The 17,653-nt window shown below is 44.5% G+C and carries 12 protein-coding genes; 10 read left to right on the top strand and 2 right to left on the bottom strand.

Annotation, left to right across the window (positions count from 1 at the left end):
* Window positions 1–188 precede the first annotated feature (188 nt).
* Both NO989_RS12110 and NO989_RS12115 read right to left on the bottom strand, forming a co-directional pair.
* Entirely contained in the window at window positions 189–611 is a 423-nt protein-coding gene (locus NO989_RS12110) for a DUF3429 domain-containing protein (protein ID WP_371342647.1), read from the bottom strand.
* Window positions 612–710: 99 nt separating this feature from the next.
* On the bottom strand, window positions 711–1,988 hold the full coding sequence (locus NO989_RS12115; RefSeq protein ID WP_014949444.1) for a citrate synthase: 1,278 nt from the start codon (window positions 1,986–1,988) through the stop codon (window positions 711–713).
* A 704-nt stretch (window positions 1,989–2,692) separates the two neighbouring features.
* Here NO989_RS12115 and sdhC point away from each other — a divergent pair.
* The 10 genes from sdhC (at window position 2,693) to NO989_RS12165 (ending at window position 17,456) form a co-directional block, all read left to right on the top strand.
* Window positions 2,693–3,067: a succinate dehydrogenase, cytochrome b556 subunit gene (sdhC, locus tag NO989_RS12120; protein WP_014949445.1), complete on the top strand. Its 375-nt coding sequence runs from the start codon at window positions 2,693–2,695 to the stop codon at window positions 3,065–3,067.
* Window positions 3,061–3,408 carry a succinate dehydrogenase, hydrophobic membrane anchor protein gene (gene sdhD / locus NO989_RS12125; RefSeq protein ID WP_014949446.1) on the top strand — a complete coding sequence of 116 codons (348 nt, stop codon included), beginning with the start codon at window positions 3,061–3,063 and terminating at the stop codon, window positions 3,406–3,408. The genes sdhC and sdhD overlap by 7 nt, the downstream gene beginning before the upstream one ends.
* Window position 3,409: 1 nt before the next feature.
* Complete coding sequence (gene sdhA / locus NO989_RS12130; RefSeq protein ID WP_159120329.1) at window positions 3,410–5,182, top strand: succinate dehydrogenase flavoprotein subunit; 1,773 nt, start codon at window positions 3,410–3,412, stop codon at window positions 5,180–5,182.
* Between the two features lie 14 nt (window positions 5,183–5,196).
* Window positions 5,197–5,907, top strand: coding sequence for a succinate dehydrogenase iron-sulfur subunit (locus NO989_RS12135; protein ID WP_012518362.1), 711 nt, complete (start codon window positions 5,197–5,199; stop codon window positions 5,905–5,907).
* A gap of 176 nt (window positions 5,908–6,083) precedes the next feature.
* Window positions 6,084–8,903, top strand: a complete 2,820-nt coding sequence (locus NO989_RS12140; RefSeq protein ID WP_371342648.1) for a 2-oxoglutarate dehydrogenase E1 component — start codon at window positions 6,084–6,086, stop codon at window positions 8,901–8,903.
* Window positions 8,904–8,912: 9 nt separating this feature from the next.
* Window positions 8,913–10,424: a 2-oxoglutarate dehydrogenase complex dihydrolipoyllysine-residue succinyltransferase gene (gene odhB / locus NO989_RS12145; RefSeq protein WP_371342649.1), complete on the top strand. Its 1,512-nt coding sequence runs from the start codon at window positions 8,913–8,915 to the stop codon at window positions 10,422–10,424.
* 152 nt (window positions 10,425–10,576) lie between these two features.
* The gene (gene sucC, locus NO989_RS12150) at window positions 10,577–11,743 is read left to right on the top strand and encodes an ADP-forming succinate--CoA ligase subunit beta (RefSeq protein WP_014949450.1); all 1,167 of its coding nucleotides are present in this window, start codon (window positions 10,577–10,579) and stop codon (window positions 11,741–11,743) included.
* Window positions 11,743–12,615: a succinate--CoA ligase subunit alpha gene (gene sucD, locus NO989_RS12155; protein ID WP_012518366.1), complete on the top strand. Its 873-nt coding sequence runs from the start codon at window positions 11,743–11,745 to the stop codon at window positions 12,613–12,615. Before sucC ends, sucD begins: the two co-directional genes overlap by 1 nt.
* A gap of 328 nt (window positions 12,616–12,943) precedes the next feature.
* On the top strand, window positions 12,944–15,805 hold the full coding sequence (locus NO989_RS12160) for a TonB-dependent receptor (protein ID WP_278345770.1): 2,862 nt from the start codon (window positions 12,944–12,946) through the stop codon (window positions 15,803–15,805).
* A gap of 130 nt (window positions 15,806–15,935) precedes the next feature.
* Window positions 15,936–17,456, top strand: coding sequence for a tryptophan halogenase family protein (locus tag NO989_RS12165; protein ID WP_278345771.1), 1,521 nt, complete (start codon window positions 15,936–15,938; stop codon window positions 17,454–17,456).
* Window positions 17,457–17,653 lie beyond the last annotated feature (197 nt).

Genomic DNA, 17,653 nt, shown 5'->3' on the forward strand with positions numbered 1-17,653 from the left:
ATTATCGCCTTTTTTGTTTTCGAGATTTATACCTGTTAAATCTTTTTTTATCAATTGCTTACGAAGGTTATGCGTAACCAAACTGGTTGAGTTAGACACTCGCTTAATCACTGCAGGCTTTTGCCTCTATTACTTTTATTGCAATTAACTAATGTCATGCCTTTAACGCTAAGTTGTTAGTAACAACGTTAGACAAGCAAGTAAATCATCCAGGCGTGACAGATAACAACAACACTTGTTAATCCCATCCGCAAGCTTATGTAACTTACAATCTGCTCTTTAGGAAGACTAAGGATAAACTTGTCGTAAATAAGTACGGCGACGTAGCTTAGCGATAAAACGCCAAACACCTTCACGTCGTGAGAGAACACTAAACACAACCACCCAATTATGGTCGGCAACATAGCGGCTAGCATTTGCTTGTCGTAACGTTGATTACTTATTGCGTCCCACCAATGGATACCACCAAAGAAAGACAATAGCACGGCTGAGTATTGGACAAAGTAAACGGCGCTTTGTGTAAGCGATAACAGGTTAAGCTGATAAGCCAGTGGCATAGCCACAAAAGGAATGAGACCGGCAATACCTAGAAAAACCGCTGAATAGGGCATTGTTGTTCCTTGAAGTAATCTTGTATAAACAAAAATAGCGCCTTAAAGGCGCTATTTTTACTATTAAGCGTAATACTTAGTTCAGTATTTACTAATTTACTACTTAATTGGCGTGTACTTACGCTGGTTATGACCAGTGTAAAGCTGACGAGGACGACCAATTTTTTGTTTAGGATCGCTCATCATTTCATGCCAGTGTGAAATCCAACCTACTGTACGAGACAGGGCAAAAATACACGTAAACATGTTCGTTGGAATACCAATCGCTTTAAGTACGATACCAGAATAGAAGTCTACGTTCGGGAACAGTTTCTTCTCTGCGAAGTACGGGTCACTCAACGCAATCTTTTCTAGCTCCATCGCTACTTCTAGTAGTGGATCTTTTACGTTAAGCTCGCTTAATACTTCGTGACAGCTTTCACGCATTACTGTTGCACGTGGATCGTGGTTCTTATAAACACGGTGACCGAAGCCCATAAGACGGAATGGGTCATTCTTGTCTTTAGCGCGTGCAATAAACTCAGGAATACGATCAACAGTGCCAATTTCTTCTAGCATGTTCAGACATGCTTCGTTTGCACCACCATGAGCAGGACCCCAAAGTGAAGCAACACCAGCAGAAATACATGCATATGGGTTCGCACCAGAAGAACCGGCAAGACGAACGGTAGACGTTGAAGCATTCTGTTCGTGGTCTGCGTGAAGCGTAAAGATACGGTCCATCGCACGCTCAACAGCTGGGCTGATTTGATATTCTTCTGCTGGTACAGAGAACATCATGTTCAGGAAGTTAGCTGCATAGCTTAAGTCGTTTCGTGGATAAACAAACGGCTGACCTACATTGTACTTGTAGCACATAGCAACAAGAGTAGGCATTTTAGCAATTAGACGGTGTGCGCTGCGAATGCGCTGTTCTTCATTAGAAACGTCTAAATCGCTGTGGTAGAACGAAGACATCGCGCCAACGGTACCACATAGCATTGCCATAGGGTGGGCGTCGTTGCGGAAACCATGGAAGAACATGTTAATTTGTTCATGTACCATGGTGTGACGAGTAATTGTCTCTTTAAACTCTTCGTACTGTTCTTTTGTTGGTGCATCACCGTGAAGAAGCATGTGACAAACTTCTAAGTAGTCTGCGTCACGCGCTAGTTCTTCGATAGGGAAACCGCGGTGTAATAATACACCTTGAGCGCCATCAATGTAGGTAATTGAAGACTCGCAAGATCCTGTCGCCATAAAACCTGGGTCGTACGTGAAATAACCGTGCTGGCCTAACGTACGGACATCGATTACATCTTGTCCTTCGGTGCCAGACAAGATAGGAAGCTCGATTTCCTTACCGCCGGCTTTAAGAATGGCTTTCTGATCTGCCATAAAATGCTCTCCTCAGAATGGTTCTGTTTGCAGCGAAAACGGACGAAAATATCCGCTTCGTTGGGAAAAGTGGGCGTATTTGTACTTTATTATGCACCAACAAGTCAATTTAATTGCATATTTGCACAATAAATATTCCGAATTGCTTAAAAAAATATTAGCAATCAGATAACGATTAATTAACTCGTTGGGATTTCACTTTGCCCGATACGGTGCAATTATCAATGGCTTTTCGATAAAGGTAAACCACCGAACGATAAATATATTAACAGGTTAGTTTAAAAAGTAACCTTTTGATGAGGAATAAATACGCATACAGATTAAAAGTGCTTAATTTCTCGTTGTTATGCATAGTTATTCCATTTAGCTGCTGGTAAACTTCTTAACACTGTAATTGCGCTCGTTTAAACGTGTTGCGCTCAATTTTGATCTCTTTTTATTCAAAATAATTATCATAAAAGTGTATATAGCGACTAAAGTCTTACTACGGCACAAAAAATTGTAATTATATACTACGCTGGATATACTCAGCGGTGCTTTGGAAATGGAATAATTATTCTGTTACAGGCATTAAAGAATAATTCACAAATTGTTAACAACTCAATGGATGAGGCAATTAACAGGTTAAAAATCGAATTCACTTACTCAGGACATAATAAAGGTAAGAAATTCATTATCCCCTACGGATTAAACAGGCATACATTGTGAAAAAGCAAAGACCAGTAAATTTAGAACTCAATACTATTAAATTTCCGCCCTCTGCTATTTCGTCAATTCTCCACCGTGTAACCGGTGTTGCAATGTTCTTCGCGCTACTTTTTGTTATCTGGGCATGGGCAGTTTCTGTTCATTCGCCTGAAGGTTTCGCGGATGTACAAGCAATCATGGACGGTTTCTTTGGAAAATTTGTCGCAATTGGCACAGCTTCAGCGCTGACATATCACATTCTAGGCGGCCTAAGACACGTTGTTATGGATTTAGGTCACTGGGAAGAATTAGAGTCAGGTAACACAAGTGCAAAAGCAGTAATCGCACTTTGGGTTGTACTGACCGTAGTATTGGGAGTTGCATTATGGTAACCAACCAAGCAAGCATTAAGCGTGACGGCGTACAAGACTACGTTTCACTTCGCGCTACAGCAGCAATTATTTTCGCGTACTCGGTTTTCATGGCGTGGTTCTTTATTACCACCGATAACCTAACGTTTATCGAATGGCGAGGGTTGTTCTCTGGCCTGGCTATGAAAGTTTTCACATTGGCAGCACTAGTAGCAGTGATGATCCACGTGCGCATCGGCCTTTGGCAGGTGCTTACAGACTATGTTAAATCAGCAGGTCTGCGCGCAGGACTACAATATATCTTAAATATCATCGCATTCGGCTATGTAGCTGTTGGCCTATTCGTATTGTGGGGAGTGTAAAATGAGTTTACCCGTTCACGAGTTTGATGCAGTAGTAATTGGTGCCGGCGGTGCAGGTATGCGCGCAGCACTACAGATTTCGCAGTCTGGTAAATCATGTGCACTGTTATCAAAAGTATTTCCAACCCGTTCTCATACTGTGTCTGCTCAAGGTGGTATTACTGTAGCACTTGGTAATTCACACGAAGACAATTGGGAATGGCACATGTATGACACCGTTAAGGGTTCTGATTATATCGGTGACCAAGACGCTATCGAATACATGTGTAAAACTGGTCCAGAAGCAATTATCGAAATGGAAAATATGGGTCTACCATTTTCTCGTTTCGAAAACGGTAAAATCTACCAGCGTCCTTTTGGCGGTCAGTCTAAGAACTTTGGTGGCGAGCAGGGCGCTCGTACAGCAGCTGCAGCTGACCGTACTGGTCACGCGCTTCTACACCTTCTTTACCAGCAAAACGTAAAGAACAAAACAAAAGTTTTCTCTGAGTGGTATGCACTCGACCTAGTTAAGAACCAAGACGGAGACGTTGTTGGTTGTACCGCGATTGATATCGAGTCTGGTGAAGTAGTTTACTTCAAGTCTCGCGCAGTTGTACTTGCAACAGGTGGTGCGGGTCGTATCTACGCATCTACTACAAATGCACACATCAATACCGGTGACGGTGTTGGTATGGCGCTTCGTGCAGGCGTTGCAGTTCAAGATATGGAAATGTGGCAGTTCCACCCAACGGGTATCGCTGGCGCAGGAACATTGGTAACAGAAGGTTGTCGTGGTGAGGGTGGATACCTTCTCAATAAAGACGGCGAACGTTTCATGGAACGTTATGCACCTAACGCGAAAGACCTTGCTGGTCGTGACGTTGTTGCGCGTTCAATGATGACTGAAATTCGTGAAGGTCGTGGTTGTGAAGGCCCTTGGGGTACTCACATTAAGCTTAAGCTTGACCACCTTGGTAAAGACGTTCTTGAGTCTCGTCTACCTGGTATCCTTGAGCTTTCACGTACGTTTGCACACGTTGACCCAGTGAAAGAGCCAATTCCAGTAATTCCTACTTGTCATTATATGATGGGTGGTATTCCTACAAATGTTGATGGCCAATGTCTAACAGTTGATGAAAACGGTAATGACAAGGTTGTTAACGGTCTGTTTGCTTGTGGTGAGATTGCATGTGTATCTGTACATGGTGCGAACCGTCTTGGCGGTAACTCACTACTTGACCTTGTTGTATTCGGTCGTGCGACTGGTTTACACCTGGGTAAGACATTGTCTGAAATGGCACCAACGCGCGACGCATCAGAGTCCGATCTTGAAGCCTCGATGACGCGTTTCAATCGTTGGGAAAATTCAGAGAAAGGTAAGGGCGAAGACCCAGTACAAATTAAGAAAGACTTGCAGAAATGCATGCAGCTTAACTTCTCAGTATTCCGCGAAGGTGAAGCAATGGCTGATGGTCTTAAAGAGCTTGGCGAAATCCGCGAGCGTCTTAACCATGCACGCCTAGATGACAAGAGCGCAGACTTTAATACCCAGCGTATTGAATGTTTAGAGCTTGATAACCTAATGGAAACCGCGTACAGCACAGCAGTAGCAGCGAACTTCAGAACGGAAAGCCGTGGTGCTCACAGCCGCTTCGACTTCCCGGACCGTGATGACGATAACTGGTTATGCCACAGCATCTACGATCCGAACACTGATAAAATGCTTAAACGTGAAGTGAATATGGCGCCTAAGCTTAGGGAAGCATTCCCGCCTAAAGTGCGTTCATATTAAGAGAGGCAACGATCATGCAATTAACTTTTTCGATTTATCGTTACAACCCAGAAGTAGATGCGAAGCCTCGCATGCAAGACTACACTCTAGAAGTAGAGGAAGGTCAGGACATGATGGTGCTAGACGCGCTACTTGCACTTAAAGAGCAAGATCCGACGCTTTCTTTCCGTCGCTCTTGCCGTGAAGGTGTATGCGGTTCAGACGGTGTGAACATGAACGGCAAAAATGGCCTTGCGTGTATCACTCCTTTATCTGCACTGGGCAAAGGTAAAATAGTAGTTCGTCCACTTCCAGGTCTACCTGTTGTACGTGACCTTGTTGTTGATATGACGCAGTTCTACACACAGTACGAAAAGATTAAGCCGTTCTTAATCAACGACAGTAAGCAGCCGCCAGCGCGCGAACACTTACAGTCACCTGAAGAGCGTGCGAAACTTGACGGTCTTTACGAGTGTATTCTATGTGCATGTTGTTCAACTTCATGCCCATCTTTCTGGTGGAACCCTGATAAGTTCATCGGTCCTGCTGGTCTACTTCACGCGTATCGTTTCCTTATCGATAGCCGTGATACGGCAACTGAAGAGCGTCTTAACGACCTTGATGATGCGTTCAGCGTATTCCGCTGTCACGGTATCATGAACTGTGTAAGTGTATGTCCTAAGGGCTTAAACCCTACAAAAGCGATAGGCCAAATTAAGTCTATGCTTTTACAACGGGCTGTTTAGTACTATATTCTGATAACTTCCTAAAGTTACAGATAGTGATGCTCTAAATAGCCATCCCAAAAGGATGGCTATTTTTTTATATATTCGCTGTTATAACACTTGGTTATGCTGAGAATAACCTTATAATACATCTTGATTGTTAACTAGATTTTATAAAACGTAGCAAGGCAAATTAAATGCAAGAAAGCGTGATGAAAGCGTGGTGGGATTCCTCGCACATGGCAGGTGCCAACGCTGCCTATGTTGAAGAGTTGTATGAAACTTATTTAGAAGACCCGCAAAGTGTCTCTGAAAATTGGCGACAAATCTTCGATAACCTCCCCAAAGTCGATGGCGTAGAGTTAGAAACCAATCATACAACAATTAAAAATCAATTTAGGCAACTTGCTGCGTTAGGGCCAACCGCCCGCATGTCTAGTCCGTCTGTGCCTTCTGCAAATGTTTCAGACGACAGGCAAGTTAAAGTTCTTCAGTTAATCAATGCGTTCCGCTTCCGCGGTCATCAGCACGCAAACCTTGACCCGCTAGGTCTATGGAAACAAGAGCGTGTACGCGACTTAGAACTTTCTCACCACAGCCTTTCTGAGCAAGATTTCGATTCAGTATTCAATGTAGGTTCGTATGCCATTGGCAAAGATTCAATGCCATTGGGTGAACTGTTTAAATCGTTAAACCGCACATACTGTGGCTCTATCGGTGCAGAGTACATGCATATTACCGATACTGAACAGAAACGCTGGTTGCAACAAAAAATTGAATCTGTTCAAGCAAAGCCTGAAATTTCTCGCGACGAAAAGCTAGGAATTCTTAAAGGTCTTACTGCGGCTGACGGAATGGAAAAGTACTTGGGTTCTAAATTCCCAGGGGCAAAGCGTTTCTCTCTAGAAGGCGGCGATGCACTTATTCCTATGCTGAAAGGTTTAATCACCAAGGCTGGCACTGCAGGTACCAAAGAAGTGGTTATCGGCATGGCTCACCGTGGTCGTTTGAACGTGTTAGTCAACGTATTGGGTAAAAACCCATCGGTGCTGTTTGATGAATTTTCAGGTAAGCACGACGACTCACTAGGCGCGGGTGACGTGAAATATCACGCAGGTTTCTCGTCTGACTTCGCGACTCCAGGCGGCAATGTTCACTTAGCATTAGCGTTTAACCCGTCTCACCTTGAGATTGTAAACCCTGTAGTTATGGGTTCTGTACGTGCACGTCTTGCGCGTCGCAATGATGACACGAATACAGTACTGCCTATCACTATTCACGGTGACTCGGCAATTGCTGGTCAGGGTGTAGTACAAGAAACCTTCAACATGTCGCAAACTCGCGGCTTTGCTGTAGGCGGTACGGTTCGTATTGTGGTAAATAACCAAGTTGGTTTCACCACATCGAAGACTGAAGATACCCGTTCAACGCAATATTGTACTGACATCGCGAAGATGGTACAGGCACCGATTTTCCATGTGAACTCAGACGATCCAGAAGCGGTAGCCTTTGTTACGCAGCTTGCGCTTGAATATCGCAATAAGTTTAAGAAAGACGTGGTAATTGACTTAGTTTGTTACCGTCGCCATGGTCACAACGAAGCGGATGAGCCAAACGCCACGCAGCCGTTGATGTATCAAAAAATTAAGAAGCACCCGGTTCCACGTGTTCTTTATGCTGACCAGTTAATAGCTGAAGGTGTGATTGAGCAACGTGATGCAGACCGCTATCTAGAAGAATATCGTGAAGCACTAGACCACGGCGCGTGCGTTGTTGAAGAGTGGCGTCCAATGACAGAGCACAGCGTTGACTGGTCTCCGTATCTTGGTCACGATTGGGATACACCTTACGACGGCGCATTGTCAGTTGAAAAGCTTAAAGAGCTGGGTGAATCGATTACCACTATTCCTGAAGAGCACAAACTTCAGTCTCGCGTTAACAAGCTGTACCAAGATCGTAAAGCGATGGTTGCTGGCGAGAAAATGCTTGATTGGGGCATGGCTGAAAACTTGGCCTATGCAACTATCGTTGATGCCGGCGAAGATATTCGTATTACTGGTCAGGATTCAGGCCGTGGTACTTTCTTCCACCGTCACGCGGTGTTACACAATCAAAAAGATGCGTCGACATATATGCCACTACAGCATATTCGTGAAGGACAGGGCGAGATCGAAATTTACGACTCTGTGCTTTCAGAAGAAGCGGTTATGGCATTTGAGTATGGTTATGCGACAGCGGAGCCTACGTGTCTGACTATTTGGGAAGCCCAGTTTGGTGACTTCGCTAACGGCGCTCAGGTTGTATTTGATCAGTTCTTGAGCTCAGGTGAAGCGAAGTGGGGCCGTTTGTGTGGTCTAACCGTTTTACTTCCACATGGTTATGAAGGCCAAGGCCCAGAGCATAGTTCTGCGCGTCTTGAGCGATTCTTGCAAATGTGTGCTGACCACAACTGGCAAGTGTGTGTACCTTCAACACCCGCTCAGGTTTACAACATGCTTAGACGCCAAGTGGTTCGTCCAATGCGTAAGCCGCTGATTGTAATGTCACCTAAGTCACTATTACGTCATCCAATGGCTGTATCTTCGTTAGAGGAACTTGCAGAAGGCAAATTCCATAACGTAATTGACGAAATTGATGATATCGATCCGAAGAATGTAAAGCGTGTTGTTATGTGTTCAGGCAAGGTTTACTACGATTTGTTAGACCAACGCCGTAAAAATGAGCAAACAGACGTTGCAATCATCCGCTTAGAGCAACTTTATCCATTCCCACAAGAAGAATGCGCTAAAGTTGTGGCACAATACAGCCACGTAAAAGATTGGGTTTGGTGTCAAGAAGAGCCTCAAAACCAAGGCGCTTGGTACTGTAGCCAACACCATTTCTGGCAAGCAATTCCAGATGGTGCAAAATTAACATATGCAGGCCGTGATGCATCCTCGTCACCTGCAGTAGGTTATGTATCCGTTCACAACCAGCAACAAAAAGCCCTGGTTGAAAACGCACTCACAATTAAATAAGGAACAGTAATGACAATTGAGATAAAAGTTCCGGTTCTACCTGAGTCAGTTGCCGATGCCACCATTGCAACCTGGCACGTAAAGGCCGGTGACGCAGTTAAACGAGACCAGAACCTGGTTGATATTGAAACTGATAAAGTGGTTTTAGAAGTTGTGGCGCCAGCGGACGGTACAATTGGTGAGATCCTAAACGAAGAGGGTGCAACTGTTTTAGGCGAGCAAGTTATTGCTAAACTAGAAAAGGGTGGTGCTGCTGCACCAGCTGAAGCTAAAACAGAAAGCAAAGCGAAAGACGATTCTAAATCAGATGCGGCTCCAGCGGCTTCTGGAAAAACATCTGATGTTAAAGTACCAGTACTTCCTGAATCTGTAGCTGACGCGACAATCGCAACGTGGCACGTAGCTGTAGGTGAAGCAGTTTCTCGCGACCAAAATTTGGTTGATATCGAAACTGATAAAGTAGTACTAGAAGTTGTTGCTCCTGCAGACGGTTCTCTTGCTGAAATTATCGCAGAAGAGGGCGCCACCGTAACAGCTGAAGAAGTGATTGCTAAATTTGTAGAAGGTGCAGCAAGCGGCGCTTCTGCTCCTGCAGCGTCAAGCGAAAGCGATGACAGTGACGAGAGCAGCGATGCGCTTAGTCCTTCTGTTCGTCGCTTACTTGCAGAAAAAGGTGTTGACGCAGCTAAAGTGAAAGGCACTGGCAAAAATGGCCGTATCACTAAAGAAGACGTAGAGAAGTACCTTAAAGGCGGCGATAGCTCAGCGAAGGCTTCACCAGCAGCTGCTGAAGCACCAGTTGCAGACTTACCAACAGGTAACCGCACTGAGAAGCGTGTTCCTATGACACGTCTTCGTAAGACAATTGCTAACCGCCTTTTAGAAGCGAAGAACTCTACAGCAATGCTAACAACGTTTAACGAAGTAAACATGAAGCCAATCATGGATCTTCGTAAGCAGTACCAAGACAGCTTTGAGAAGCGTCACGGTATTCGCCTTGGTTTCATGTCTTTCTACGTGAAAGCGGTAACCGAAGCCCTTAAGCGTTTCCCTGAAGTTAACGCGTCTATCGACGGTGATGACATTGTTTATCACAACTACTTCGATGTATCGATTGCTGTTTCTACACCACGTGGCCTTGTAACACCAGTACTTAAAGATACTGACACACTAGGCATGGCAGGTGTTGAAAAAGGAATTAAGGAACTAGCACTTAAAGGCCGTGACGGTAAGCTGTCATTGGCTGAACTACAAGGTGGTAATTTCACAATCACCAACGGTGGTGTGTTTGGTTCACTAATGTCTACACCAATCATTAACCCGCCACAGAGCGCTATTTTGGGTATGCATAAAATCCAAGATCGTCCAATGGCTGTTAATGGCAAAGTAGAAATTCTACCAATGATGTACCTAGCGCTTTCTTATGACCACCGTATTATCGATGGTAAAGAATCAGTAGGTTTCTTGGTAACCGTTAAAGAGATGCTAGAAGATCCAACACGTCTACTTCTAGACGTATAAGACTTTCGTCTCACGGAATTGTGGTTAGGCGTTTAGCTTGTGTATGCTTGCTTTGCGCCTAACGCAACGCTGATATTTGCCCTATAATATCAGTCAAACTAATCAAGTCGCATTTGCGGCTTTTGTCTTACTAAAAATCGGATAGAAACACCATGAATTTGCATGAATACCAAGGTAAGCAGCTATTCAAAGAATACGGTTTGCCTGTTTCTGAAGGATACGCAGCAGACACTGCTCAAGGTGCTGTAGAAGCCGCTGACCGAATTGGCGGAAACGAGTGGGTAGTTAAGTGTCAGGTACACGCGGGCGGTCGCGGTAAAGCTGGCGGTGTAAAGCTAGTTAAAAACAAAGACGACATTCGCGCTTTCGCTGAAAACTGGCTTGGCAAAAATTTGGTGACTTTCCAGACTGACGAAAACGGTCAGCCTGTGAGCAAAATCCTAGTTGAATCTTGCACAGATATCGCTAACGAGCTTTACCTTGGTGCAGTAGTTGACCGTACAACCCGTCGCGTTGTATTCATGGCATCTACTGAAGGTGGCGTTGAGATTGAAACTGTTGCAGAAGAAACTCCAGAGAAAATCCTTAAAGCTGAAATCGACCCAATTGTAGGTCCTCAGCCTTATCAAGCGCGCGAAATGGCGTTTGCTCTAGGTCTTTCTGGCGTACAAATCAAGCAATTCACTCAAATCTTCCTTGGCCTAGCTAAGATGTTTGAAGAGCTTGACGTTGCGCTTATCGAAATCAACCCGCTAGTTATCAAAACTGACGGTAACCTACACTGCCTAGACGCAAAAGTAGGTATCGATGGTAACGCGCTATATCGTCAGCCTAAGCTGAAAGATATGCAAGATCCTTCACAAGAAGATGCGCGTGAAGCTCATGCTGCTCAGTGGGAACTAAACTATGTTGCGCTAGACGGTAATGTAGGTTGTATGGTTAACGGTGCAGGCCTAGCAATGGGTACTATGGACATCGTAAACCTACACGGTGGCAAGCCAGCTAACTTCCTAGACGTTGGTGGCGGCGCAACTAAAGAGCGTGTAGCTGAAGCATTCAAAATCATCCTTTCTGATGACAATGTTAAAGCGGTATTGGTTAACATCTTCGGTGGTATCGTTCGCTGTGACATGATTGCAGAAGGTATCATTGGTGCGGTTAAAGAAGTTGGCGTAGAAGTACCTGTAGTTGTACGTCTTGAAGGTACCAATGCAGAGCTTGGCCGTGAAGTTCTAGCGAACTCTGGTCTAGATATCATTGCTGCTGAATCGCTAACTGATGCAGCGCAGAAAGTTGTTGCTGCAGCGGAGGGCAAATAATGTCTGTATTAATTAATAAAGATACTAAAGTAATTTGTCAGGGTTTCACTGGCGGTCAGGGTACTTTCCACTCTGAGCAAGCAATTGCTTACGGTACGCAAATGGTTGGTGGTGTAACACCAGGTAAAGGCGGTACTGAGCACCTAGGTCTTCCAGTATTCAATACTGTACGTGAAGCGGTAGAAGCAACTGGCGCAACTGCAACAGTTATCTACGTACCAGCGCCTTTCTGTAAAGATTCAATCGTTGAAGCTGCAGATGCGGGTATTGAGCTAATCGTATGTATCACTGAAGGTATCCCAACGTTAGACATGCTTTACGTTAAAGAATACGTAGAAGCGAAAGGCGTTCGCATGATCGGTCCAAACTGCCCAGGTGTAATCACTCCTGGAGAGTGTAAAATTGGTATCATGCCTGGTCACATCCACAAGCCTGGTAAAGTAGGTATTGTTTCTCGCTCTGGTACACTTACGTACGAAGCGGTTAAGCAAACCACTGACGAAGGTTTTGGCCAGTCTACTTGTGTTGGTATCGGTGGCGACCCAATTCCTGGTTCAAACTTCATCGACATCCTTCAGATGTTCCAAGACGATCCACAAACTGAAGCTATCGTAATGATCGGTGAGATCGGTGGTACAGCTGAAGAAGAAGCAGCAGCGTTCATTAAAGCTAATGTAACCAAGCCTGTTGTTTCTTACATTGCTGGTGTTACTGCTCCTCCAGGTAAGCGTATGGGTCACGCTGGTGCAATCATCGCAGGCGGTAAAGGTACTGCTGATGAGAAATTCAAAGCACTAGAAGACGCTGGCGTTAAAACTGTACGTTCACTTGCTGAAATCGGCAAGGCGCTTCGCGAGACTACAGGTTGGTAAGCTAACGCTTAACAATTTTGTGATAAAAGCCCGCTTTAAGCGGGCTTTTTTGTGCGCGCTTATTAACAACTCTGCAGAAATGCATGTAACAAAATTACAACTATCTGCCGTAAAAGCCCCGTATAATCCATATTGTGTTGTTAAATTACATAAAGGCCTGCATATCCTTTGTTAACGGCGTGTTGCACAAATTTTATTGAATACGTATGCAGGCAATTGTGCAAACCCTAGGTCCTCTATAGCATTATGCCGACGAGATGTATTGTCATTTAATTGTCATAAGAACAACAAAAAGACAACAACTATAACCGTATGGGACACCCGTTTTATGAAACAATTTAAACCCAACCTAATTAAAGCTGCGCTTATTTCAGGCGGTATGGCGTTTGGTAGTGCACCAGCATTTGCACAAGATGCAAACACTGATGCTGTTGATGAAGCAAATCTTGAAGTAATTCAAGTTAGCGGTATTCGCGGCAGCTTACAGCGTGCTCAAGCAATCAAAATGGATAACACTTCAATTGTTGAAGCGTTATCAGCAGAAGATATTGGTAAGTTACCAGATACCAGTATTGCAGAATCAATCGCACGTCTTCCTGGTGTAACTGGTGAACGTCGTAACGGTCGTACAAGTGGTATCTCTGTTCGTGGTTTTAACGAGAACTACGTTGGTACGTCACTGAACGGTCGTGAGCTTCTAGGTATGGGTGATAACCGTGGGGTTGAGTTTGACCTTTATCCAACGGAAATCATTTCAAACATTCTGGTATACAAAACACCAGAAGCGGGCATGACTACCCAAAATATAGGTGGTTCAATTGACCTTCAAACGGTTAAGCCTCTAACGGCAGAAAGTACGTTTACCGTAAACGGCACGTTCGAGAAAAATGCTGAAGACTCTCCAAACCCAGATTTTGACAACGACGGTCATCGCATTTCTTTAAACTTTGTCGATCAATTTGCCGACGATACGATTGGTTTAGCGCTAACTGTTGCGAGCATGGAGTCTCCACGTCAGGAGCAACACTTCCGCGGTTGGGGTTACGCCACAGTAAACACTACACCAGAAAACACGTTTGACGATAACGGAAATCCTCTTTGGAACCCTCGTCGTTATGATGGTCAAGACACTGTAGACGTTCCTGATGGTACTGTTGTATTGGGCGGTCACGATTCATTCCAGCGTTCAGCAATGCTAGAACGTGACTCAATTGCCGCTGTAGTCCAGTGGGCACCTACCGATAAGCTCAATATTCAACTTGATGCGCTTTATATCGATTTCGTTGAAGACGATGTACGCCGTGGTCTTGAAGAAGGCGGTGCAGAGTGGGGTACAAGCGCTTACACAATCACTGGTGTTGAAAACGGTCTGGTAACTAGTGGTTACTCTGATGGTTTCTATAGCGTTGTTCGTAACGATGCGCGTCGTCAAGAAGCAGACCTAACCACAGTAGGCATTAATGCTGAATACCAAATCAACGACTCTTGGACACTAGAGCTTGATTACTCTACCGGTAAAGTTGAAAAAGAAATTATCGATGTAGAAAGCTACTCAGGTGTAGGTCGTGCTGGTACTGAAGGCCGTCCAATTACTGCACGTAGCTGGGAAATGACATCTTCTGGAGTAATGTTCTCTGACCACCCAACTATTGCACCAGTTGACCTTACCGACCCAACACTTATTAGCCTTGCAGGTCCGCAAGCATGGGGCGCACGCCCGTTACTTGAGTCTGACGCACAGGATGGTTTCGTAAACCAGCCGCTTTTCGAAGAAGAGCTTGATACCCTTCGTTTCGACGTTAAAGGCTATGTAGATTGGGGTGTGGTAACTGGCCTATCTGCTGGTGTTGTATATTCTGACCGCTCTAAATCTAAAGACAATAACGGTGCTTACCTAACAGCGCCTTCATATCCTGGAAATGCTGCTATTCCTGAAGTGCTAGGCGTAACGAACCTTAACTTTATTGGAATTGACGGCGTGTTAGCGTACGACTCGCTAGGTCTTTTCGAAAGTGGTTATTACATTGAAAGCGATGCAAGCCGCGTTCAAAACGATCGCTTAGGTGATACTTACACCGTTGATGAAGAACTACTTACCCTTTACACCAAACTAGATTTGGAAATGGAAGTTGGCGATATTTGGGTGCGCGGTAATGTTGGTCTTCAAGTTGTTAGTGCCGACCAGCAGTCAACAGGTTTTTTTGCAACTTCAAATAGAGAAGGCTTTACTGTTGCTAACCCTGTATCTGGTGGTGCTGATTACACAGATGTTCTTCCAACACTTAACCTTTCAGCAGAAGTGGCTGAGGGGCAGTTTGTACGCTTAGGCTTGAGTAAAGTTATTTCTCGTCCGCGTATGGATGACATGCGTCCAAATACTCAGGTTACGTTCTCGTTCAACGATAACCAAATTACTAGCACTGAAATTGAAAATGGTCCATGGGGTGGTAGTGCTGGTAACCCTGAATTGCGTCCGCTTGAAGCTAACCAGTTTGACCTAGCCTATGAAAACTACTTTGCTGATACGGGTTATGTTGCTGTGTCTTTCTTCTATAAAGACATTAAAAACTGGCACCGTAGCACGTCTATTGTAGCTGACTTTACAGAATTCTATATTCCAGAAGTTCACCAAGGTTCAGAGGGCCAAACTCCTGTATTGTTCACTGGCCAAGTAGGCAGTGTTCTTGATGGTTTCGAAGGCTTTGTTCGCGGTTACGAATTACAAGGTTCACTTCCATTTGACATGATCCATGATTCACTTGAAGGCTTCGGTTTGTTCGCAAGTGCCACCTTTATGGATGGTGAAGTTGACGCGGCTCCGGGGCAAACTGAAACACGTATTCCTGGACTATCAGAAGAGTCTTACAGTATGACTTTCTTCTATGAGAATGCTGGTTTCGAATTCCGTCTTGCGGCAACAAAACGTGATCAGTACCTAACTGAAGAACGTGGTGTTAGTTTGGCGTTAGTTGATGCAACGAAGCAAGGCGGTACGCTTGTTGATGCGCAAATTGGCTATGACTTTAGCGAGTCTGGTATCGAATATCTAGAAGGCCTACGTGTTACTTTACAAGCACAGAACCTGACCGATGAAGATGATATTCAAGCGTCAGCGGCTGACGGCCGTCAAATCACGCAGTTCCAAACTTATGGAACGAACTACTTGCTAGGATTTAACTACAAGTTCTAATTTCTTCGTGTGTGTAAAGCCACCTGCTGCTTTTTGTTTTAGCTTGTGCTAAAAGAGAGAGCAAATGGTGGCTTTTCTTTTTGTATGAAAGGAATCCTTCAAAATTTTTGGTACGAATTGCGAGAAGTTTATGCAAGATCCTCATAGTAATCCGATAAAGCGTGTAGTGATTGCCGGCGGTGGAACGGCTGGTTGGTTAGCTGCATCACTAATGAAAAAGGTGTTGGGTAAAGCAGTTGATATTACTCTGGTTGAATCTGAAGCGATTGGTACGGTCGGTGTTGGCGAAGCTACCATCCCCCCAATACGCCTAGTAAACCAAGTGTTAGGTATCGACGAAGCACAGTTTCTTCATGATACTAAAGCAACGATAAAACTTGCTATACGGTTCGAAAATTGGAAAACGAAGGGTGAAAGCTACTATCACACCTTTGGTGCGCCGGGCAAAAGCATGGCGTTTTGTCATTTTCATCACTATTGGGTAAAGGCGCGCCAGCAAGGCCTAAAAGACGACCTGTGGGATTTTGACCTAAATTACCATGCCGCTGAAGCGGGACGATTTGCGCAGATAAATGCCAAAGACCCAGTCGTTGAGCTACCTTTCGCCTATCATTTTGACGCCAGTTTATACGCTCAGTATTTACGAAAGCTGAGTGAAAATATGGGGGTTGTACGCAAAGAAGGTAAAATTTCACGTGTTCAACGTTTTACCCACAGCGGTTTTATTCAAGCACTTCACTTAGAAAGTGGGGACGTGGTTGAAGGGGACTTATTTGTTGATTGCACGGGCTTTAAGGGGCTATTGATAGAGGAAGCGCTGGGCGCTGGTTACGACGATTGGTCTCACTTACTTCCTTGTGATAGTGCCATTGCTGTACCGTCTGAGCGACATGAAAAAACCGCGCCTTACACGCGCTCTATTGCCCACGATGCGGGTTGGCAATGGAGGATCCCACTGCAACACAGAAATGGTAATGGCCACGTATATAGTTCACGCTATATCAGTGATGATCAGGCCTGTGACACCTTGTTGTCAAACTTAGATACCAAACCATTGGGTGACCCTAAACTGATAAAGTTTACGACGGGCAGACGACGTAAGCAGTGGTACAAAAACGTAGTAGCAGTAGGTCTATCAAGTGGATTCTTAGAGCCACTTGAATCTACTAGTATTCACCTCATTCAATCTGCAATTGTTCGCTTAATTCAGCTGTTTCCCCACAACGGCTTTGCACCGAGCTTGGAAACGGAATATAACAAGCAGTCTGAATTAGAGTTTGAACAAATCAGAGATTTTCTTGTTTTGCATTACACCGTAAATGAGCGAACCGATAGCGCCTTTTTCAATGATATGCGAAATATTACTTTGCCCGATTCCTTAGCACATAAAATTGCGTTGTTTAAAGAAAGCGGAAATCTGCTACGAGAACAAAATGATCTATTCCTTGAAAGCTCATGGCTACAGGTCTTGTACGGTCAGGGGATTACTCCTAAGGATTATCACGGTTTGGTAAACAGTGTGCCTGAAGTTCAGTTAAATCAAATGTTAACAAGGTTGTTGGAAATCAAAAAAGAGCCTATTGCTAAGTTGCCGACACATGACGAGTATATAAATGGGATGGTTGCAAAGTATAAGCGCGCAATGAGTTGAATAATTTCATATGGTTAGAAGTGCTGCGAACGAACGCATTAGCTAACTAAACAGGTAAAGGATAAAGCAGCCAAAAGGCTGCTTTGTTCGTTTTTAAGGATGAATTGTTACAATTATGCTGGTTTTTTACTGGTAAATTAAAAATATGTTGCGCCGATGTAAATGAATACGTATGCATAGCATTGCTCCCTTTTTAT

Origin of the sequence: Alteromonas sp. DY56-G5, assembly GCF_041414725.1 — a bacterium.
Taxonomy (GTDB): Bacteria; Pseudomonadota; Gammaproteobacteria; order Enterobacterales; family Alteromonadaceae; genus Alteromonas; species Alteromonas macleodii.